Raw genomic sequence first — 19922 nt, 5'->3', positions numbered from 1 at the left:
ACGTGCAGGGCCCGCACGTGTTCCGAGGCTGCCTGCGCCGCTCGGCGTCTAGGCAAACCTCTGGGCAACCGTCGCCGGGCCAAGTGCGGCGCTGATGCCGCAACAGCGCCAATTCCGGCTCCGCGTCAGTTGACGTCGATGACGACCATCAGCCCGCCGCCACCCTTTTGCTCGACATTGTTGTTCGTCGTGTGGTGCGGAATGTGGCAGTGGATGAGCCATTTGCCGGGTCGCCGCGCCGTCCAGACGACATCATAGCGCTGGCCCGGACCGACATTGATGGTGTCGGCGAGGAAGCGGGCCGAAGGGGGAATGGTCTCGCCGTCGCGTGCGACGACCTCGAATGGTCCGCCATGAATGTGCATCGGATGGATGAAGCCGTTGTTGGTGCCGATGAAGCGAACCTTCAGGGTCTCGCCGACCTTCATGCGGATCGTCTCGGTGGAGGGATAGGCCTTGCCGTTGATGGTGAAGAAGTTCGGCATGCCGCCGTCCATCGGCATCGAGGGATAGGTCAGCCCCTCTCGCACCAGCCATTCCTGCAACTCGATGACGTAGTCATGGTCGGCGGCGACCTCATCGGCGGGGTTGGCGGGATCGATGATCAGGGCGCCATAGAGGCCGAGTGCCTGGGTGCGGTCGGGCTTGGCGTGCGGATGGTAGAAATAGGTGCCGTGCTGGGTGGCCGTGAATTCGTAAGAATAGGTCTGCCCCGGCTCGATCGGGGCCTGCGTGATCTCGGCCGGCCCGTCCATCTGGTTGGGCAGGATCAGGCCATGCCAGTGCACGGTCGTTTCCTCAGGCAGATCGTTTGTCACGTTGACCCTGATGCGGTCACCCTGCCGGATGTGGATGCGCGGGCCGGGAATCTGGCCGTTATAGGCATAGGCATCGACCGCGACGTCCGGCAGGATCTGCCAGCGGATCACCGAGGGCCTCAGCTCGAACACCTTCACGCCGTTCTCCATTCGGAACGGCAGATCCTGGTCGCCCTTGGTGGCGAGGTCGTATAAAGCGGTGACGAGGCGCGGATCGGCCGCCGCCATGTCGCGCATGGCGTCGGCCGGGGTGTCACGGTCCATGATCATGCCCTGCGGCATGATCACCCCGCCGACGTCGCGGGCCGAAAGCCTGAGGTTCAGCCAGTTCGCCGGAGCGGCCATGCCAACACCAAGCGCAATCAGCGACACCACGCCGAGCGCGGCGATCTGCGGCGTGGTCGCGTCCGACCGCGTCTGATGGCCGCCCTTGCTTTTGTGGGAACCCGTGTCGTGGCCATGCTCGCGATGACCATGGCCACCGGCCTGCCGCATTTGCGTCTGCGCATGCTGCCTTCTGGCAGCGGGCTCCTGGTTGTCTTTCCCGGCCTCCGGCGGGCGCTCGGTCATCAGGCCGTGCTTCAACTCGCGCGCAACCAGCCAGACATTGGCGGGGTAGGCAAGCGCGAAACCGGCGATGACGCCGAGCGACATCACGCCCCAGAACAGCAGCTCGGCCGGCTCCATGGCGCGCATGTCGCGGCCCATCATCAGGAAGCTCATGACCGGCGCCATGCCGGCCATCATGAAGTTCATCGAAATGAACTCGGGCAGGAAGCTCTTGCGCACGTTTTCCCAATAGCTGCCGCCCATCATCGATTTCATGAACAGCGACTGGAAGATGAAAAGGCCGAACGCGAAGCCGGCGAGATATTCGACGATGAGATCGAGCCACATCGGCAGGCCGAGCGTGGCGGTGACGACCGCGGCAAGGATGATGCCCGTCGCATCGCCGGCGACACAGTGGATGGTCGAGCCGACGCCCTGCTTCCAGAGCGGACTGGTGAAGGCTTCATGCTCGCCCGGGCGCGGCTCCTTGTCGGCGAGCACGTAAAGCAGCAGCCCGAGCGGGCCCATATAGAGCGTCACCAGGATGAAGCCCCATTTCATCACCACCGGCTCAGGATTGTTGCGGTACTGGTCAACGCCGACATAGAGCGTCGAGGCCAGGGCGAGCACGAACCAGGCGACCAGAAAATAGTCGATCGGTTGGATAAGCATGGATTCGGCCTCTTTGCGTCGTCAGATAAAACGGCAGGTTGTGCCCTCCTGCGGATGAACGCGGTCGTGGCGGATACGATCCCGTCTGTTCCTCTCATACGCCGACGGCTCGATCCCGCTTGACCTTCCAGCTACTGGAACCTCTAGGGTCGGAGCGAGGTCTTCCGGCGAGGCCTTTCCATCGGGCGCAAGGAGCAAAAAATGCATCGACGCGGTTTTCTGGCGGCAGGCCTGGCGACGGTTCTGGCGAGCCCGCGCGCACTGGCGCAGACGAAGATGGACGACATGTCGATGCCCGGCATGGATATGGGCGGCCATGCCGGCCACGACATGGCCGCGATGAGGCAAGACGCTGTTACCCTGCCCGACGGCCAGGCGTTGCGCGACCTGCCGCTGCTTGCCAACGAAACTGATCGGCCAGGCCTGTTCAAGGCGAGGCTGGCGGCGGAGCCGGCCGTCGCGAGGTTCGCCGAGAGGCTCGACACGCCGATCCTCGCCTATAACTGTGTGAGCCCGGGCCCGCTGATCGAAGCCTTCGAGGGCGACCGCGTGGAGATCACCTTCGCCAACCGCTGCCATTCCAGGTTCCGGCAAAGGGTGAAATGAGAATGGCTGCGACCGCGCCGGCGCGCCCTTTTTTGCAAGACAATCAACCAGCAGGCCGCCAATTGACGAACAGTGTCGCACCGTTGTCTGTTAGCAGGCGACGCCTCCTGGCGCTCACGGGGGAACCTTTCCCGCGCGTGGGGGTTTGGCCGGACGACGCCCGCTGACGGACAAGGTCACGCCGGAGATTCAGGATCATTTCATCCAGCGAAAGAGCCGGATCAGGAAAGCTGTTCGACGGGCGCACGCATCGGATCGCTTCGGCGCTGGAGCAGCTTGGGATCGACTCGAAGCTGAACGAGACAGACGGCGCCGCCGTCGTTCATGAACTGCCGGTCGAGTTCATGGCCAACGTGGCTGGACTGCGTGCAAACGTTAAAGGGACCTACTCGAATGCGGTGCCTCGTCACAGCTATGGCGCTGACCTTTGCCGCGCTCTGCGCCCCCGCACCCGCGCAAGAACAGCAGCACGCAACCTCTGTTGAAACGCAGCAAACCGGCCTGCCACCCGGCTTTGAGGCGCAATTCCAGCACCGCTATATCGACGCGAACGGTACCCGGCTCCACTATGTCATCGGCGGCGGCGCCACCGGCCCGCTCGTGGTACTGCTGCACGGTTGGCCGCAGACCTGGTATACATGGCGGAATGTGATGCCGTCGCTGGCGAAGGCCGGCTACCGCGTCGTCGCCGTCGACTATCGCGGTGCGGGAGAATCCGACAAGCCACTCGCCGGGTATGACAAAGCGACTATGGCCGCCGATATTCGCGCCCTTGTCCACGGGCTCGGCGCGACCAAGGTCGATCTGGTCGGGCGCGACATCGGCGTGATGGTCGCCTATGCCTACGCCGCGCAGTGGCCGGACGAGGTCGCGAGTTTGGTGATGCTCGACGTGCCGATTCCGGCCACCGCCGCATGGAACGAGGCGAAGCACAAGCCCGATCCGGAGCTTTGGCATTTCGGGCTGTTCCAGCAGCGCGACATCGCCGAAATGTTGGTCGCGGGCCACGAATACCCGTTCATCCGGGATTTCTATCTGAAGCGCGCCTACAGGCACGTCGCCGACGAGGACATAGCGGTCTATGCCAGGGCCTACGCCGCTCCAGGAGGGCTTCGTGCCGGCTTCGAGCTCTATCGCGCCTTTCCCGAAGACGAGCGCCGTTTCGCCGAATTTGAGAAACGCAGACTGCCCATGCCTATCCTGGCGCTTGCCGGCGACAAGAGCAACGGCATGACGGAACTCGCCATGGCGAAGGACCTCGGCATCAACGTGCGCGGCGGTGTCGCACCGGACACCGGGCACTGGCTGCCCGACGAAAACCCGGAGTTCCTCACCAAGGAGCTGGTCGCCTTCTTCAGTCAAATCTATCGCGGAGCGAAATAGTGCGGTGATCATCCGCTTTGGACATTCATCGCCCTGATCGTTCCTGAGACAGTCACTCGTTGCGGCGTCCGCCGCCAGCCGTTAAACAGAGACTGACACACGAGCGTGAGAAGCAGCCGTGAGCGAGCCGACGCAGCGAATGGTCGAGACCAACGGCATCCGCCTCAACGTCGCGGAGCAGGGCGATGGCCCTTTGGTGCTCTTGTGCCACGGCTTTCCCGAATCCTGGTATTCCTGGCGCCATCAATTGAGTGCGCTCGCGGCGGCGGGCTTTCACGCCGTCGCCCCCGACATGCGGGGCTATGGCAGGAGCGATCGGCCGGAGGCGGTCGAACAGTATACGCTCTTCCATCTGGTCGGCGACATGGTGGGCCTTCTCGACGCCCTCGAAGCGCCGACCGCCATCATCGCCGGCCACGACTGGGGCGCCGTCGTCGCCTGGCACGCGGCGCTGATGCGCCCGGACCGATTCCAAGCCGTCATCGGCCTCAGCGTGCCGTTCCGGCCGCGGGCCAAGGTGCGCCCAACCAGCGTGATGCCGCGAACGACGGACTCGCAATTCTACCAGCTCTATTTCCAGCAACCCGGCATTGCAGAAGCCGAGCTGGAGCGGGACCCCCGGACCACGGTGCGGGCCATGCTTTACGCCGCATCGGGGGATGCCTCGGGCACGAGCGCGGGTGGAATCGGCATGGTTCCACATGATGGAGGTTTCCTGCAAGCCGTCGAGGCACCGCCGGGCCTACCGCCCTGGCTCAGCCAAGGCGACCTCGATTTCTACGCCGGCGAGTTCCAGCGCACCGGTGTCGCGGGAGGTCTCAACTGGTACCGCAACATCGACCGGAACTGGGAGCTGATGGCGCCCTTTGCGGGCGCGCGGATCAAGGTTCCCGCGCTCTATATAGCGGGCGACCGCGATCTGGTGGTCGCCTTCCCCGGAATGGACCAGTTACTGGCCAATCTCGGAAATTTCGTCCCGCAACTCCGCGACAAGTTGATGCTGCCCGGCTGCGGGCACTGGACCCAGCAGGAACGCCCGGACGAGGTCAACGCCGCGATGATCCATTTCCTCCGGAGCGTGCGGGAACAGCGCTGATCCGAGGACACGACCGGAGCGGAAATCATGGAGATGAGCGTAAAGAGATTTTTTGAACGCTATCAGCGGTTTTTCAAGGAGTCGCTTGGCGGCGGCATGGATATGGATGAGGCCGCGTCGCTCTACACGTCGGAGTTCATAGCCGCCTCGCCTGCCGGCGTCGTGACCGGAAAGAACGACGATCAACTCAAGCAAGTCATGGCTCAGGGCTATGCTCACTACCGGGCGATCGGAACGAAAGAGATGCGGATACGCGACATCGGCATCTCGCCGATCGACGAGCATCATTGCGTTGCCCATGTTGCGTGGACCGCGACCTATGCCCGCGAGGGCCAAGCGGACGTCGGGATAGATTTCGACGTTCACTACCTTGTCCGGAAACTCGACGGGGAGCCGAAGATATTCGGATGGGTGGCGGGCGATGAGCAGGCGCTGTTAAGGAAGCACGGCATCATCTGAGGTCCGCCGCTCCCATTCCCGGTTGTGCTCAGCCCCCTCCTCGGCTTCTGTGTGGTGGCCATCATTGGCTGTGTTTTCGAAGCGCGTCGACAATGACCTTGAAGGCCGGCGAGTTCTGGCGACTGCTTGGATAGTATAGGTAATAGCCGGCGAATTTCGGCGCCCAATCGTCGAGCACGAGTTGCAGCCGGCCGGCGGCAACATGCGCCGTGACCAGATCCTCGGGCACATAGGCAAGCCCGTAGCCGGCAATGGCGGCGTCGACCATCGGCAGGGTCGAGTTGAACACGAGTTGGCCATCGACGCGCACACGCAGAGCCTGGCCGGCCTTCTGGAATTCCCAGGCATAGAGGCCACCGGCGCTGGTCATGCGCAGGTTGATGCAATTGTGGCCGATCAGGTCTTGCGGCGCCTTCGGCACGCCACGTCCGGCGATGTAGGCCGGCGAGCCTACGGCAACAAGCCGCCAGTCCGGCCCGATGCGCACGGCGATCATGTCCTTCTCCACGCTTTCGCCAAGCCGCACGCCAGCATCGAAACCATCCTCGACAATGTTGCGCAATCCGTTGTCCCGGCTGAATTCGAGCTTGATGTCGGGATAGTCGGCAAGGACAGGCCGCAGTTTCGGCCAGACCAGCTGCTCGAGCGCATGATCGGAGACGGTGATGCGCACGGTCCCCGAGGGTTTGTCGCGATAGGCCGTCAGCGCCGCGATGTCGGTTTCGATATCGACGATGCGCGGTGCCAGGGATTGACGCAACCGCTCCCCCGCCTCGGTCGTCGAGACACTGCGCGTCGTTCGCGCCAGCAGCCGCAGGCCCAGGCGCGTTTCGAGCCGCTTGATGGTGTGGCTGAGGGTCGATTGAGTAATACCGATCTTGGCGGCGGCCTTGGTGAAACTGCGCTCCTCGGCCACCATCAGGAACCACAGAAGATCGTTGAAGTTTTCGCGCATGGCCTTCTGCCCCGCTGAATACGGCCCGACGTTATTTATGGCCTGCATCGATAAGTTCAAGCGACTTTCAGCCGCTAATCATTCCAATAGTCCGGCGCTATCTCCTGTCGCGAACAGGCCGCCGATGCGTTTTCCGGCGGCTGGCTTTTTGTGCGTGGTGACGGCTGATGGAAACGACTTACGACGACAGGCTGGTGAAGCCTCGGGCAGCATGGGGTGCGGTGTTCTCGATGACGCTTTGCGTCGCCGTCCTCATCGCTTCCGAGTTCATGCCGGTCAGCTTGCTGACGCCGATCGCCGACGGGCTCGGCATCACCGAAGGCCGGGCGGGACAGGCAATCTCGGTCTCCGGCATCTTCGCGGTCCTCACCAGCCTGTTCATCGCCGGCCTGACGCGGCATATCGACCGCAAGCTGGTGCTGACGTCGTTCTCGCTGCTGCTCGCCGTGTCCGGCCTGGTGGTGACCTTTGCGCCCAACTATGCCGTGCTGATGATCGGCCGCGTCTTGCTCGGCATTGCCATCGGCGGTTTCTGGTCGATGTCCACCGCGATCGTGATGCGCCTCGTGCCGGAGGACTCCGTGTCCGAGGGCCTGGCGATGATCAACGCCGGCAACGCCATCGCGGCAACCATATCGGCGCCGCTCGGAAGCCTGCTCGGCGATTATGTCGGCTGGCGCGGCGCGTTCTTCCTCGTGGTGCCGCTGGCCCTCTTTGCCCTCGTCTGGCAAGGCCTCAGCCTGCCTGCGCTGCCGCCACGCGGCCGCAAGGCGTCGGGCAATGTCCTCCGGCTGCTGCTGCGCCGTCAGGTCGCGCTTGGCATGGCCTCGATCCTGATGCTCTTCATGGGCCAGTTCGCGCTCTTCACCTATCTCAGGCCTTTCCTGGAAACCGTGACCGGTGTCGGTGTTTCGGCGCTCTCGGCGATCCTGCTCGTGATGGGACTAGCAGGCGTCGCCGGCACCTGGACCATAGGCCGGCTGCTCAAGACGCGGCTCTACAGCATCGTCATCATCATTCCGCTGGCCATGGCGCTGCTGGCCGTCGCATTGATCGTGCTTGGATCGATGCCGGTGGCCGTCACCGCGTTGCTCGTCGGCTGGGGCTTTTTCGGAACCGCGGCGCCGGTCGGCTGGGGCACCTGGCTGAGCCGCGCGCTGCGCGACGATGCCGAAGCCGGCGGCGGCTTGCAGGTCGCCGTCATCCAGTTCGCCATCACGCTCGGCGCGGCGGGCGGCGGCCTGCTGCTGGACACGCTCGGCTGGCGAAGCCCCTTCGCACTTGGCGCGGTGCTGCTTGTGGGATCCGCGCTGGCCGCGGCGGCAGCCGCCCATGATCATGGCAAGGACGCGCCATGACACGCAGCCACATGACGCGCCGCACCGCGGTTGCCGCCGCACTGGCAGCCGCGTTCGCGCCCTCCGCCGCGCCAGGCCAAGCCCGCGGAACGGACGGACAGGAGAAATCGTTGATGAGGATTGCTATTGAAGTGGACGCGATGCGCCTGACGGCCTCCCTGTTCGACAATCTGAGCGCGCAGGATTTCGCCGCGATGCTGCCGCTGGACCTGACACTGGAAGACTACGCATCCGTCGAGAAGATCGGCTACCTGCCGCGCAAATTGCGGATCGAGGGCAGCGGCCCGTTCGACAGTGAGGCCATCGGCGACATCGCCTACTACGCGCCCTGGGGCAATCTCATCTTCTTTTATGGCCCCTACCGGTATTCGCGCGGCCTGATCCGGCTCGGCCGGCTCGACAGCGGTATCGCGCCGCTGCTGCGCGGCGGACGCTTCAACATACGCATAGAACGCCTGACATAGGCTCAAGGAGAAAACCATGCTCGGAACAGTTCTCTACGGTGCCGGCGACATCCGCTGCGAGGAAGTGGCGGAGCCCGAAATCCTTCATCCCACCGACGCCATCCTCAAGCTCTCGGCCACCTGCATCTGCGGCTCCGACCTGTGGCCCTATCGCGGGCTCCAGCCGCTGAACGAACCGATGCATATGGGCCACGAATATTGCGGCGTGGTGGTGGAAGTGGGCAGCGCGGTGAGAGCGGTGAAGCCCGGCCAGTTCGTCGTCGGCTCGTTCTGCACCTCCGACAACACCTGCCCGCATTGCCGCTTCGGCTTCCCCTCGTCCTGCGAGCAGCGCGAGTTCATGAGCCGGGCGCAGGCGCCGATGCTGCGCGTGCCGCTTGCCGACGGCACGCTGGTCGCCACCCCCGGCATGCCCGAGGACGATCTGATCCCGAGCCTGCTGGCGGCATCGGATGTGCTTGGCACCGGCTGGTATGCCGCCGACGCCGCGCACGTCGAGCCCGGCGCGACCGCGGTCGTCGTGGGTGACGGCGCGGTCGGGCTGATGGGCGTGCTTGCGGCCAAGCAGATGGGCGCTGAGCGCATCATCGCCATGAGCCGCCACAAGACGCGCCAGGATCTCGCGCTCGAATTCGGCGCCACCGATATCATTTCGGAGCGCGGCGATGACGGCGTGGCGCGGATCAAGGAGCTGACCCACGGCGTCGGCGCGGAATCCGTGCTGGAATGCGTCGGCACGCAGGAATCCATGATGCAGGCGATCAACTGCGCCCGCCCCGGCGGCTCGATCGGCTTCGTCGGCGTGCCGCATGGCGTCCAGCTCGACGGCCAGGGCCTCTTCTTCGCCCAGAAGAGCCTGCTCGGCGGCCCCGCGCCCGTGCGCCGTTTTCTTCCGCATCTGATGGATCTGGTGCTGGAGCGCAAGGTCAATCCCGGCAAGGTCTTCGACCTGACCCTGCCGCTGGCCGATGTCGCCGAGGGCTATCGCGCCATGGATGAGAGGCGGGCGATCAAGACGCTGCTTCGTCTGTAAGCGCCGCACTGCGTTCAGCCCACAAATGCAGGGGAGCAAACCTCAAGGAGACCAAAATGAAGAAAATCCTGGCAGCAACGGCCGCGAGTGTGGCGGGAGGCATGCCCGTGCAAGCGCAGGGCATCGAAATCCGGACAAACGGCAGCACGCCGGCGATGATCGGAGCGGCAGAAAACTTTATCGGGCAAGCGGTCATCACTGCGCTGTTTCCCGCCACCGAGATAACGCGCGCAAGCACAGGGCTGGTGAACTTTGCTCCCGGAGCGCGCACCGTCTGGCACACCCATCCTGCCGGTCAATTGCTGATCGTCACATCAGGCCAAGGCTGGATTCGCGAAGACGGCAAGGAGGCCCTCGTCATCAATCCAGGCGACGTCGTCTGGATTCCCGCCGGGGTGAAGCACTGGCATGGCGCGACCGCCACCAGCCCGATGGCCCATATCGCGTTGAGCTACATGCATGACGGCAAGAATGTCGACTGGCTGGAGCCTGTCTCCGACGAGCAATACCGCTGACCGTACGCAGGAACGAAAGGCATCATCATGAAACCTTCAACCATTCTCGCACTCGCTTTGTCGATGGGGGCTGCCGACGCTGCGGCGCAGACGGGATCGCAGACCGGCAGCCTGCCTCCAGAGGATGTGCAGGCCGTCTCGCCCGCCCTTGCGCGCTATGCGACGGACAAGCTTGCCAATGACGTTTGGAAGCGCCCCGGCCTGTCGCGGCGCGATCGCAGCATCGTCACCATCGCGGCGGTGGTCACCCGCAACCAGGGCATACTCCTGCCGGAGCAGTTGAGCCTCGCCCTCGACAGTGGCGTGAAGCCGGCCGAGATCTCGGAGATGATCACGCATCTTGCCTTCTATGCCGGGTGGGGCAACGCGATGGCAGCCACGGCGATCGCCAAAGCGGTGTTCGAGGCACGCGGCATCGGGTCGGACCAGCTCCCCAAGGCTGTCGTCGATTTGCTGCCGCTCGACGAAAAGGCGGAGGCCGATCGTGCCGCACGGGTCGAGCAAGGCACGGGACCGGCGTCGCCGGGCCTGGTGCGCGACACGACGGAAGTGCTGTTTCGCGACCTGTGGCTGCGTCCCGATCTCGCGCCGCGCGACCGCAGCCTGGTGACGGTCAGCGCGCTGGTCGCCGCCGGTCAGGTGGAGCAGATTCCCTATCATCTCAACAGGGCCATGGATAATGGACTGACGCGCGCCGAGGCCTCGGAGGTGATCAGTCATCTCGCCTATTACGCGGGATGGCCAAACGCTTTCTCGGCAGCCCCGGTCGCACGCTCCGTATTCGAGAAGCGCTCCGCCGACTGATCATTTTCGACCGTAACGACCCTGCCGTTCGAGCCGCGCGGCCTGACGCGGCCAAGTGGCGATGCGGCGAGCATCTGGAGACTGCCCAGCGCAAATTCAGGGCGGTCTGGCGGATCGAGGCCGAAAGCCGACGCGGGCGGCATGACCTGACATTGCGCTCAGCCGGCGCGCGATCCCGGCGCTTCCGGCCGGAGATAGACCGTCAGGCAGCAGCAACAGATCGCCAGTCCGGCGATCGGGTATTTCAGGGCGACGACCGCCGCCAAGCCGAAAAGGCACAGCGTCACCATCGAGCGGATGCGCATGACCTTGCGCACCTTGAGCGGAACGGTGTCGGCCGGCATCGGGTCGATGAGTTCCCGGATCAGGAGAATGTAGGTCAGGTTCACCAGGAAGAAGACGACCGCGTAGAACGCCACCGGCTGCGGGGCCAGCTCGCTGACCGCCATCCACGCGGTTGCCAGCGGCAGCAGCGACACCGAGAACAGGTGCGCGAAATTGTACCACATCAGGCTGGTCGTCGCCGCCGTGGCATGGCGCAGGAGATGATGGTGGTTCGCCCAGACGATGGCGATGAAGAGATAGCTCACGCCGTAGCTCAGCCATGTCGGCCACAAGGCCAGCAACGCAGTGAAGGTCGGCACCTCCGGTGGGCGCAGGTCAAGCACGAGCACGGTGATAAGGACGGCGAACACGCCATCCGAAAATGCGCTCAATCGCTCAAGCCCTGTCGAGGGAAGCACCTGGAGTGTCCTTGTCGAGGTTCGTCCGGCCTATGGTAGCATCGCCACCCGCAATATCCATGGCTGCCCAGTTGAGATCGCTAACGCGTTGCTTCGCGCCAAGTCCAACCCCGCTCACGACGCCTTGGCCAGAAAGCTCTGGTAATCCGATTTGGCCTGCAGCAGGCGCAGCACGTTCTCGCGCGAGCCGCGCACATGGGCGCGCGCCAGGGCGCCGGCGCGCTTGGCGTCGCCGGCGCAGATCGCCTCGACGATCTCGGCATGCTCGTCGCGGGCGATCTTCCATTCGTCGAGCCACAGCAGTTCCGTCCAGACATAGTGCTGGCATTTGTCGAGGATGCCGCACAGCATGCCGTGCAGCATGGCATTGCCGCTGATTTCGGCGATGACGCGGTGCAGATCGATGCCGACTTCAAGCTCCTGGAATTTTTCCCTTGTGGTTCGATCTGCAATGGCGGCCAGCCTCTCGCATTCGGCCAGCATGGCGCGCAGCCGCGCCTTGTCTTTCTCGGTGGCCGCAGCCGCCGCCAGTTCGGTGGCGTGGCCGTCGAGCAGTTCGCGGATGTCGAAGGCCTCGCGGAACATGTTTATGTCGAACTCGGTGACGGCGTAGCCCTGCCGCGGCCGGCCGGTGACCAACCCGTCGCGCTCGAGGCGGTTGAAGGCCTCGCGCACGGGCGTGCGGCTGACATTCAGCTTTGCCGCAATGTCGCTCTCGGTGACGCGCGCGCCCGGCGGGATCTGGCCGGTCACGATCATTGCCTTGAGCGCGGAATAGACCGAGTCGCGCAGCGTGTTTTTTGTTTCCTTGGCCAAGTTCCGTATCCAGTCTCCGGTCCGTGCCGGAAATCGATGTGTTTCGCGCGTAGCTGTATTCAAAATCGGCGCGTTTTGCCATTCCCCGGCCCCGGGTCGGTGGCCCCAAGGCCCCGCCGAGCGGTGTTGACTTCGCTGATCCCCGAGCTACACTCAAAATTGTATACAAAATCGCATGCGAAATCAAAAACAATGGGAACACCGGTTGGAGAACCGAAATGAACAGCACCAAAGGCATTAGCGTCGTTGCCATAGCGGGCCTCATGGCCACGGTCACGGCGCCCGCCGCGGCAGGCGACACCATTACCGTCGCCTCATGGGGCGGCACCTATCAGGAGGCGCAGGCCAAGGCCTTCTTCAAGCCGACCGCCGATACGCTCGGCATCACCATCAAGGAAGACACGACCAACGGTCTCGATGACGTGCGCCTGCAGGTGACAGGCAACGCGGTGAAGTGGGACATCACCGAGCTCGGCGCCGACGAATGCGCGCGCGGCTCGAAGGAAGGGCTTTTCGAAAAGCTCGACTACAACCTCATCGACAAGAGCGGCATCAATCCCAAGCTCGTGCATGACGACTGGGTCGGCATCTCCTACACCTCCGTGGTACTCGTCTACCGGACCGACGTATTCGGTGACAAAGGCCCCAAGACCTGGGCCGACTTCTGGAATGTGGAGAAGTTTCCCGGACGGCGCGCACTGAGCAGCAGCCAGGCGACGGAGACGCTTAGCGTTGCAGCCCTCGCCGAAGGCATTCCGATCGACAAGGTCTATCCTGTCGACATCGACGGCGCGCTGAAATCGGTCGACAAGATCCGTGGCCATGTCGATGCCTGGTGGACTTCCGGCGCGCAGGCCATGCAACTGGTGAAGGACGGCGAGGTCGACATGGCAAGCATCTGGAACGGCCGCGCCGGCACCTTGAAGAAGGAAGGCGCGCCGGTCAGCTTCTCCTTCGACCAGGGCGTACTCACCGCCGACTGCATGGTCATTCCCAAGGGCGCCAAGAACAAGGAGGTCGCGATGAAGGCGCTGGCGATGTTCGTCAGTCCGCAATTACAGGCCAATCTGCCGCTTTATGTCGACAACGGACCGGTCAACGAGAAGGCGTTCGAGACCGGGAAGATCCCGCCGGAGCGGATCAAGGACATCAACTCGTCGCCTGAGAACGTCAAGAAGCAGGTGCTGCAGGACGCCGAGTTCTGGCGCGACAACCTCGTCGAGGCGACGGAGAAGTTCAACAATCTGATCCAGCAATAGACCGGAAACCCTGACATTGCGGGGCCGCCTGGCCCTGCTTCTTGGAGTCCTGCCTAGGAGAAAACAATCTTGTCCATTGCGCCATCCGCGCTGCCGATCGGCATGCGCGCGATAGAGAAACGTTTTGGCTCCGTATCGGTGCTGCGCGACCTCAATCTCGACGTCGCGGCCGGCGAATTCCTGACGTTGCTCGGCCCTTCCGGCTCCGGAAAGACGACGCTGCTGATGATCCTGGCGGGATTCGTCAGGGCCAATGCCGGCTCAATCAAGGTCGGCGACGAGGAGATCATCACCACGCCGCCGCACAGGCGCAATATCGGCATGGTGTTCCAGAACTATGCCCTGTTCCCGCATATGAACGTCTTCCACAACATCGCCTTTCCGCTGAAGCAGCGCCGCGTTCCGGCCGCCGAGACGGTGGAACGCGTCGAAAAAGCGCTGGAGCTGGTGAAGTTGCAGGGCCTCGGCGAACGGCTCGTCGACCAGCTCTCCGGTGGCCAGCGCCAGCGCGTGGCGCTGGCGCGCGCCATCGTGTTCGAGCCGCGCATCGTGCTGATGGACGAGCCGCTGTCGGCGTTGGACAAGGGCCTGCGCGAGCACATGCAGATCGAACTGCGCGCCCTGCATCGGCGGCTTGGCATGACGACTGTCTATGTCACGCACGACCAGCGCGAGGCGATCACCATGTCGGATCGTATCGCCGTCATGAATGCCGGGCGCATCGAGCAGCTCGACAAGCCCGAAATTCTCTACGCCGCGCCGCGCACCCGGTTCGTCGCCGGCTTCATCGGGGAATCGAATTTCATTCCCGTCGAATGCCGCTCCGGTTCGGTCTGGTACGAGGACAGGCAAATCCACACCGCGGCGCCGGCGCCGGCATCGGGCCAGCAGCTGATGGTAGTGCGGCCGGAAAAGCTGCGGCTGCTGTCAAATGCAGAGCCGGCCAAGGGCGTCAACGTGCTCAGCGCGACGCTCAGTGACGTGATTTATCAGGGCGACAGCTTCGTCTGCTACGCCGTGCTGCGCGACGGCAGGCAGCTGACATTGCGCGACTATTGCCGCAGCGACGTGCTGGCCAGGTTGCCGGCCTCCGGGCAGCCGATCGCGCTTGGCCTCGATGCGCAGGATACGATCCTGGTGGCGGCGGACTGATGAGCGTGCAAACCGCCACGATGGACGAGGCAATTGGCGCCATGACCCAGGACCTGAACGCGCATGCGTTGCGCGCCGATGCGCGGCGCGAGCAGTTTCGGCTGCTGGCGCTGCTGGCGCCAAGCCTGTTCTTCGTCTTTGCCATCATCATCGTGCCGATCGGCTGGCTGTTCTGGCTGTCGCTGTTCGACGAGGTCGGCGTCTTGAGCGCCGCCAACTATGCGCGCTTCTTCGAGCAGGCCTCCTATATCAAGACCTTCCTCACCACCTTCAAGGTCGCCTTCATCGTCACCGCCGCCTGCGTGCTGCTGGGCTATCCCTTGGCCTATATGCTGTCGCAACTGCCGCGCCGGGCGGCGTCGATCTGCCTGATCTTCGTCATCCTGCCGTTCTGGACATCGGTGCTGGTGCGCACCTATGCCTGGCTGGTGATCCTGCAGCGCAAGGGGCTGATCAACAGCTGGCTGATCGACCTCGGAGTCATCAGCCAGCCGCTGCCGCTGGCCAACAATTTTTCCGGCGTCGTCATCGGCATGACGCATATATTGCTGCCGTTCCTGGTGCTGCCGCTCTACGCCTCGATGAAGACCATCGACACCGACTGCCTGCGCGCCGGGATGAACCTGGGCGCCGGCCCCGTCGCCACCTTCCGGCAGATCTTCTTTCCGCTGTCGCTGCCCGGCCTCGCCTCGGGCGTGGTCATCGTCTTCGTGCTGTGCCTCGGTTTTTTCGTCACGCCGGCGCTGATGGGCGGCGGCAAGGTTGTCATGTGGGCGATGCGCATGGAACAGACCACCAGTCTCTATTCCAACTGGGGCGCCGGCGCGGCGCTCGGCGTCGTGCTGCTCGCGGTCACGCTGGCGCTGCTCGGCCTGTTCCAGTGGCTGCTCGGCGCGCGCGCCACAGGTGTGTGGAGTTCGCGATGAGTGGAGATGTCGGCCTGCCGATCTCGCACCGGCAACGTCTGTGGCTCTATGCGCTGGGCGGCCTCGTGCTGCTGTTCCTGATCGCGCCGTCGGTCATCATCGTCATCATGTCGTTTTCGGATTCGACGCTGCTGCAGTTTCCGCCCCAGCAATGGTCGCTGCGCTGGTACCAGACCTACTTCCAGTCGCCGGAGTGGCGCGACGCGACGGTCGTCTCGGTCAAGGTGGCCGTTATGACAGCGCTGGTGGCGACGCCGCTCGGCACGGCCGCCGCCTACGCCATCAATCGCGGCACGCTGCGCTTCAACGGCAGCATCAACGCACTGATGACGGCATCGCTGATCGTACCTGTGATCCTGATCGGCATCGGCACTTTCTTCCTCTACGCGCGCATCGGGCTGAACAACACGCTGACCGGCCTGGTCATCGCGCATACGGTGCAGGCGCTGCCGCTGGTGGTGCTGACGGTGCTTTCGGGCCTGCGCTCCTACGACATGAACCAGGAGCGCGTGGCGCGCAGCCTGGGCGCCGGACGCGTAGCCGCCTTCTGGCAAGTTACCATGCCGCAGATCCGCTTCTCGATCGTCTCGGGCGCGCTGTTTGCCTTCATCACCTCCTTCGACGAAGTGGTGGTTTCGCTGTTCATCTCGGGCGGCGAGACGACGACCTTGACGCGCCGCATGTTCAACGCCCTGCGCGACCAGATAGACCCGACGATCGCTGCCATCTCGACCTGCCTGATCGTGCTGTCGGTCGTGCTCTTGTCGGTGGCGCAGATCTTCGGCAGACGGCATTGATTTCACCGGACCAATTGGCTTCAAGTGACCAGGAGATATTCGGACAGAATGCGTGATTTCCAGTTTCCCGGCCGCTCGCCGGTCCGTGCCACCGAAGCGATCGCCGCGACCTCGCATCCGCTTTCGACGCTTGCAGCCATTGACATGCTGCGCGCCGGCGGCAATGCCATGGACGCCGCTGTCTGCGCCGCCGCCGTGCAGGGCGTGGTCGAGCCGCAATCGACCGGCATAGGCGGCGACTGCTTTGTCCTCTATTGCCCCGCGGGGCAGGGACACGTGCTGGCTTTCAATGGCTCCGGCCGGGCGCCCGCCAAGGCGACCGTGGACTGGTATCGCGACAAAGGCTTCAGCGAACTTCCCAAACAGGGACCGCATGCCGTGACCGTGCCCGGCGCGATCGACGCCTGGTGCAGGCTGCTGGAAGACCATGGCAGCAAGGACCTTGCAGAGGTGTTGGCGCCGGCGATCAACTATGCCGAGAACGGCTATGTCGTGCATGACCGCGTCGCCTTCGACTGGGCCGAACCGGAGACCGACCTGTCGGCCGACGAGCACGCCGCGCGCATTTTCCTGCCGGGCGGCGAGGCGCCCAGGGCCGGCGACGTGCACCGGCAGCCGGAGCTTGCCGCCACCTTACGCATCATTGCCAGGCATGGCCGCGCCGGGTTCTATGAAGGCACCGTGGCCGACGACATTGTGAGCCGGCTCAGGGCGTTGGGCGGACTGCATTCGCTTGAGGATTTCGCTTCGACCAAGGGCGATTATGTAGCGCCGGTCAGCGTCTCCTATGGCGGCCACGAGATCCACCAGATGCCGCCGAACAATCAGGGGCTGACGGCGCTCGTGATGCTGAATGTGCTGTCGGGGCTCAGGCTCGGCGAGCTCGACCCCGGCGGCGCCGAGCGCCTGCACTTGGAGATCGAAGCGGGGCGGTTGGCCTACCGCGACCGCGACCGTTTCCTCGGCGACCAGGACCATGTGCCGGTGCCGGTAAAAGAGCTTCTGTCGGCCGCCTATGCCGAGCGGCTGCGCGCCGAGATCGACCGCCAGCGTGCCATGACGCACCTGCCGGATGTGCAGCTGCCCGGCAGCGACACGGTCTACATCTCCATCGTCGACCGCGACCGCAACGCGGTCTCCTTCATCAACTCGACCTATTATTCCTTCGGCAGCGGCGTCGTCGGCCCGAAGACCGGCGTGGTGCTGCAGAACCGCGGCTCGAGCTTCCGCCTCGACCCGGCGCATCCGAACGCCATCGCGCCCGGCAAGCGGCCGATGCACACGATCATGCCCGGCATGGCGACGCGGAACGGCCGCGTGGTGATGCCGTTCGGCGTCATGGGCGGCGGCTACCAGCCGTTCGGCCACGTCCATCTTTTGACCAACATGCTCGACTTCGGCATGGATCCGCAGCAGGCGCTCGATGCGCCGCGAGTGTTCTACAATGACGGCATGGTGGAGGCCGAGCGCGGTGTTCCCGCTGATGCGATCGAAGGCCTGCGCCGCCGCGGCCATGCCATCACCCAGCCGCACCACCCGCTCGGCGGCGGCCAGGCGGTGCTGATCGACTGGGAAAAGGGAACGCTGACCGGGGCGTCGGACCCACGCAAGGACGGAATGGCGCTTGGGTATTGATGGGATCGGGACAGCCGTCGCGGCCCGGATATGGCTGCAGTTGCCACAGGAAGCGTCGGCGCCGCCCCACATGAGCAGCATACCCTCACCCCGCCACCAGGTGACCGCCTCCGACATCGCTCAGCGCCAGCCTCTGCGGGCTCTCGCCCAGCCTCCGCGTCGCACTCGGAATCTCCTGGTCCAGCCTTGCGAACCGGCTCCTGCGCTTCGCCGGATCGGGCACCGGCACAGCTTCGATCAGCCGCCTGGTGTAAGGGTGGCGCGGGTTGGAGAAAACCTGGTCGCGCGTGCCCATCTCGACGATCTGGCCGAGATACATGACGGCGACGCGGTCGGAGATGTTTTCGACTACGGCCATATCATGGGAGATGAAGAGGTAGGCGACGCCGAATTCGCGCTGCAATTCCTTCAACAGGTCGAGCACGCGCGCCTGCACGGAAACGTCGAGGGCCGAAACGCTTTCGTCGGCGATGATCAGCTTCGGCCTGAGCGCCAGGGCACGGGCGATGCAGACGCGCTGGCGCTGGCCGCCGGAGAATTCGTGGGGATAGAGCTCCATCTGGCCGGCCGACAGGCCGACACGCTCGAATAATGCCGCCACCCGCTCCCTGCGCTCCTCCTTCGAAGCGACGCCATGGATGACCAGCGGCTCGGCGACGAGATCGCCGACGCGCATGCGCGGGTCGAGCGAAGCGTAGGGGTCCTGGAAGATCATCTGCACGTCGCGGCGCACCGCCTTGCGCTCGTCGCGGCCGAGGCCCGACAGGTTGCGTCCGCCGATGACGATGTCGCCGGTATAAGGCACCAGTCCGGCCAGCGCCTTGGCGGTGGTCGACTTGCCGCAGCCGGATTCGCCCACCAGCGCCAGCGTTTCGTTGGGCGCGATCGAAAAGCTGACGCCTTCGACGGCATGGACGCGCCGGTTGACCCGGCCGAAGAAGCCGCCACGCAGGTCGAACCGGACATGCAGATCGGTGACATCGGCGACGTTCGCCGGCGCAACCGGCTCGGCAATCTCTTTCGATTTCTGGCGGCCGGCGCCAGTGCCGATGCGCGGCACGGCGGCGAGCAGCTCGCGTGTGTACTCGGCTTGCGGCCTGGCGAAAATGTCCGATGTCTTGCCTTCCTCGACCATGCGGCCATGCCGCATGATGATGACGCGGTCGGCCATTTCGGCGACCACGCCCATGTCGTGGGTGATGAGGATGACGCTGGTGCCGTGCTGGCGCTGCAGGTCGCGCAGCAGTTCCAGAACCTCGCCCTGCACGGTGACGTCGAGCGCAGTCGTCGGCTCGTCGGCGATCAGCACGTCGGGTTCCAGCGCCAGCGCCATGGCGATCATCACCCGCTGGCGCATACCGCCGGACAGCTCATGCGGAAACTGTTTCAGCCGGCTTTCGGCTTCCGAAATGCGCACTGCCTTCAACGCCTCGCTGGCGCGGCTTCGGGCCTCGGCGGGCGAGAGGCTGGTATGCGCCTCGATGGATTCGGTGAGCTGGCGGCCGATCGACAGCACCGGGTTCAGCGAGGTCATCGGCTCCTGGAAGATCATGGCGATGCGGTCGCCGCGGATGCGGCGCATCCGGCGCTCGTCGAGCGCTGTGAGATCGGTGTCGCCCGCATCCCCGCCAAGAAGGCGGATCGTGCCCGAAGATATGCGCGCGGCGGGCCGCGGCAGTAGTTGCATGATCGCCAGCGCGGTCATCGATTTGCCGGAGCCGGATTCGCCGGCGATGCAGAGCGTCTCGCCGCGTGAAAGCGTCAGAGAGAGGTTGGAGACGACGTCGCGCTCGCCGTCCTCGCCACGCACGGAGACGGAGAGATTGGCGATGTCGAGAATTGTTTCGGTGGCTGAGGTCATTGCAGACGCAAACCTGCAAGG

At 64.5% G+C, this 19922-nt stretch carries 19 protein-coding genes; 14 read left to right on the top strand and 5 right to left on the bottom strand.

Going from position 1 to position 19922, the window contains the following annotated elements; all coding sequences use genetic code 11:
* Window positions 1-125: 125 nt before the first annotated feature.
* Window positions 126-2039, bottom strand: coding sequence for a DUF4396 domain-containing protein (locus FJ490_RS10500; protein ID WP_140728792.1), 1914 nt, complete (start codon window positions 2037-2039; stop codon window positions 126-128).
* 201 nt (window positions 2040-2240) lie between these two features.
* Between FJ490_RS10500 and FJ490_RS10495 the strand changes: the two genes are divergently transcribed.
* From FJ490_RS10495 to FJ490_RS10480, 4 genes are all read left to right on the top strand, one after another.
* Complete coding sequence (locus FJ490_RS10495; RefSeq protein WP_224680503.1) at window positions 2241-2645, top strand: hypothetical protein; 405 nt, start codon at window positions 2241-2243, stop codon at window positions 2643-2645.
* A 393-nt stretch (window positions 2646-3038) separates the two neighbouring features.
* Window positions 3039-4028 (top strand): alpha/beta hydrolase, encoded by a 990-nt coding sequence (locus FJ490_RS10490; RefSeq protein WP_210239740.1) that lies wholly within the window; start codon window positions 3039-3041, stop codon window positions 4026-4028.
* Between the two features lie 118 nt (window positions 4029-4146).
* Window positions 4147-5124, top strand: coding sequence for an alpha/beta hydrolase (locus FJ490_RS10485; protein ID WP_140728791.1), 978 nt, complete (start codon window positions 4147-4149; stop codon window positions 5122-5124).
* 27 nt (window positions 5125-5151) lie between these two features.
* Complete coding sequence (locus FJ490_RS10480; protein WP_140514275.1) at window positions 5152-5583, top strand: nuclear transport factor 2 family protein; 432 nt, start codon at window positions 5152-5154, stop codon at window positions 5581-5583.
* Between the two features lie 61 nt (window positions 5584-5644).
* On the opposite strand, the gene FJ490_RS10475 is transcribed toward FJ490_RS10480, so the two are convergent.
* Window positions 5645-6538, bottom strand: coding sequence for a LysR family transcriptional regulator (locus FJ490_RS10475; protein WP_140514273.1), 894 nt, complete (start codon window positions 6536-6538; stop codon window positions 5645-5647).
* 167 nt (window positions 6539-6705) lie between these two features.
* Here FJ490_RS10475 and FJ490_RS10470 point away from each other — a divergent pair, with 167 nt between their 5' ends.
* The 5 genes from FJ490_RS10470 (at window position 6706) to FJ490_RS10450 (ending at window position 10712) form a co-directional block, all read left to right on the top strand.
* Entirely contained in the window at window positions 6706-7896 is a 1191-nt protein-coding gene (locus FJ490_RS10470) for an MFS transporter (RefSeq protein WP_140728790.1), read from the top strand.
* 11 nt (window positions 7897-7907) lie between these two features.
* Entirely contained in the window at window positions 7908-8360 is a 453-nt protein-coding gene (locus FJ490_RS10465; RefSeq protein WP_140728789.1) for a cyclophilin-like fold protein, read from the top strand.
* A 16-nt stretch (window positions 8361-8376) separates the two neighbouring features.
* Window positions 8377-9393, top strand: a complete 1017-nt coding sequence (locus FJ490_RS10460; RefSeq protein ID WP_140728788.1) for a zinc-dependent alcohol dehydrogenase family protein — start codon at window positions 8377-8379, stop codon at window positions 9391-9393.
* 56 nt (window positions 9394-9449) lie between these two features.
* Complete coding sequence (locus tag FJ490_RS10455) at window positions 9450-9908, top strand: cupin domain-containing protein (protein ID WP_140491532.1); 459 nt, start codon at window positions 9450-9452, stop codon at window positions 9906-9908.
* Window positions 9909-9971: 63 nt separating this feature from the next.
* Window positions 9972-10712: a carboxymuconolactone decarboxylase family protein gene (locus FJ490_RS10450; RefSeq protein ID WP_348640072.1), complete on the top strand. Its 741-nt coding sequence runs from the start codon at window positions 9972-9974 to the stop codon at window positions 10710-10712.
* Between the two features lie 158 nt (window positions 10713-10870).
* Here the strand turns inward: FJ490_RS10450 and FJ490_RS10445 are convergent, their stop codons facing one another.
* Both FJ490_RS10445 and FJ490_RS10440 read right to left on the bottom strand, forming a co-directional pair.
* Window positions 10871-11428 carry a TMEM175 family protein gene (locus tag FJ490_RS10445; RefSeq protein ID WP_246670963.1) on the bottom strand — a complete coding sequence of 186 codons (558 nt, stop codon included), beginning with the start codon at window positions 11426-11428 and terminating at the stop codon, window positions 10871-10873.
* 141 nt (window positions 11429-11569) lie between these two features.
* The gene (locus FJ490_RS10440) at window positions 11570-12271 is read right to left on the bottom strand and encodes a GntR family transcriptional regulator (RefSeq protein WP_181165185.1); all 702 of its coding nucleotides are present in this window, start codon (window positions 12269-12271) and stop codon (window positions 11570-11572) included.
* Between the two features lie 218 nt (window positions 12272-12489).
* Here FJ490_RS10440 and FJ490_RS10435 point away from each other — a divergent pair, with 218 nt between their 5' ends.
* The 5 genes from FJ490_RS10435 (at window position 12490) to ggt (ending at window position 18040) form a co-directional block, all read left to right on the top strand.
* Window positions 12490-13530, top strand: coding sequence for an ABC transporter substrate-binding protein (locus FJ490_RS10435; RefSeq protein ID WP_140728787.1), 1041 nt, complete (start codon window positions 12490-12492; stop codon window positions 13528-13530).
* Window positions 13531-13599: 69 nt separating this feature from the next.
* Window positions 13600-14682, top strand: a complete 1083-nt coding sequence (locus FJ490_RS10430) for an ABC transporter ATP-binding protein (RefSeq protein ID WP_140728786.1) — start codon at window positions 13600-13602, stop codon at window positions 14680-14682.
* Window positions 14682-15608, top strand: coding sequence for an ABC transporter permease (locus FJ490_RS10425; protein WP_140728785.1), 927 nt, complete (start codon window positions 14682-14684; stop codon window positions 15606-15608). Before FJ490_RS10430 ends, FJ490_RS10425 begins: the two co-directional genes overlap by 1 nt.
* Window positions 15605-16405: an ABC transporter permease gene (locus tag FJ490_RS10420; RefSeq protein WP_140559092.1), complete on the top strand. Its 801-nt coding sequence runs from the start codon at window positions 15605-15607 to the stop codon at window positions 16403-16405. The genes FJ490_RS10425 and FJ490_RS10420 overlap by 4 nt, the downstream gene beginning before the upstream one ends.
* Before the next feature lie 48 nt (window positions 16406-16453).
* A complete protein-coding gene (gene ggt, locus FJ490_RS10415) occupies window positions 16454-18040 on the top strand; it encodes a gamma-glutamyltransferase (RefSeq protein ID WP_140563703.1) in 1587 nt (528 codons plus the stop codon).
* Between the two features lie 85 nt (window positions 18041-18125).
* Here the strand turns inward: ggt and FJ490_RS10410 are convergent, their stop codons facing one another.
* The gene (locus FJ490_RS10410) at window positions 18126-19901 is read right to left on the bottom strand and encodes an ABC transporter ATP-binding protein (RefSeq protein ID WP_140491551.1); all 1776 of its coding nucleotides are present in this window, start codon (window positions 19899-19901) and stop codon (window positions 18126-18128) included.
* Window positions 19902-19922 lie beyond the last annotated feature (21 nt).

This window comes from Mesorhizobium sp. B2-5-11, assembly GCF_006440835.1.
Lineage (GTDB): Bacteria > Pseudomonadota > Alphaproteobacteria > Rhizobiales > Rhizobiaceae > Mesorhizobium.
Note: the sequence above shows the minus strand (reverse complement) of the source record. Positions and strands in the feature narration are given on the sequence as shown.

What these genes read in the sequence shown, in the direction of transcription:
- FJ490_RS10410 (WP_140491551.1), bottom strand. Translation starts at nt 19,901, where the DNA reads ATGACCTCAGCCACCGAAACAATTCTCGACATCGCCAATCTCTCCGTC.
- FJ490_RS10475 (WP_140514273.1), bottom strand. Translation starts at nt 6,538, where the DNA reads ATGCGCGAAAACTTCAACGATCTTCTGTGGTTCCTGATGGTGGCCGAG.
- FJ490_RS10435 (WP_140728787.1), top strand. Translation starts at nt 12,490, where the DNA reads ATGAACAGCACCAAAGGCATTAGCGTCGTTGCCATAGCGGGCCTCATG.
- FJ490_RS10470 (WP_140728790.1), top strand. Translation starts at nt 6,706, where the DNA reads ATGGAAACGACTTACGACGACAGGCTGGTGAAGCCTCGGGCAGCATGG.
- ggt (WP_140563703.1), top strand. Translation starts at nt 16,454, where the DNA reads ATGCGTGATTTCCAGTTTCCCGGCCGCTCGCCGGTCCGTGCCACCGAA.
- FJ490_RS10490 (WP_210239740.1), top strand. Translation starts at nt 3,039, where the DNA reads ATGCGGTGCCTCGTCACAGCTATGGCGCTGACCTTTGCCGCGCTCTGC.
- FJ490_RS10480 (WP_140514275.1), top strand. Translation starts at nt 5,152, where the DNA reads ATGGAGATGAGCGTAAAGAGATTTTTTGAACGCTATCAGCGGTTTTTC.
- FJ490_RS10460 (WP_140728788.1), top strand. Translation starts at nt 8,377, where the DNA reads ATGCTCGGAACAGTTCTCTACGGTGCCGGCGACATCCGCTGCGAGGAA.
- FJ490_RS10455 (WP_140491532.1), top strand. Translation starts at nt 9,450, where the DNA reads ATGAAGAAAATCCTGGCAGCAACGGCCGCGAGTGTGGCGGGAGGCATG.
- FJ490_RS10420 (WP_140559092.1), top strand. Translation starts at nt 15,605, where the DNA reads ATGAGTGGAGATGTCGGCCTGCCGATCTCGCACCGGCAACGTCTGTGG.
- FJ490_RS10425 (WP_140728785.1), top strand. Translation starts at nt 14,682, where the DNA reads ATGAGCGTGCAAACCGCCACGATGGACGAGGCAATTGGCGCCATGACC.
- FJ490_RS10450 (WP_348640072.1), top strand. Translation starts at nt 9,972, where the DNA reads ATGGGGGCTGCCGACGCTGCGGCGCAGACGGGATCGCAGACCGGCAGC.
- FJ490_RS10465 (WP_140728789.1), top strand. Translation starts at nt 7,908, where the DNA reads ATGACGCGCCGCACCGCGGTTGCCGCCGCACTGGCAGCCGCGTTCGCG.
- FJ490_RS10500 (WP_140728792.1), bottom strand. Translation starts at nt 2,039, where the DNA reads ATGCTTATCCAACCGATCGACTATTTTCTGGTCGCCTGGTTCGTGCTC.
- FJ490_RS10495 (WP_224680503.1), top strand. Translation starts at nt 2,241, where the DNA reads ATGCATCGACGCGGTTTTCTGGCGGCAGGCCTGGCGACGGTTCTGGCG.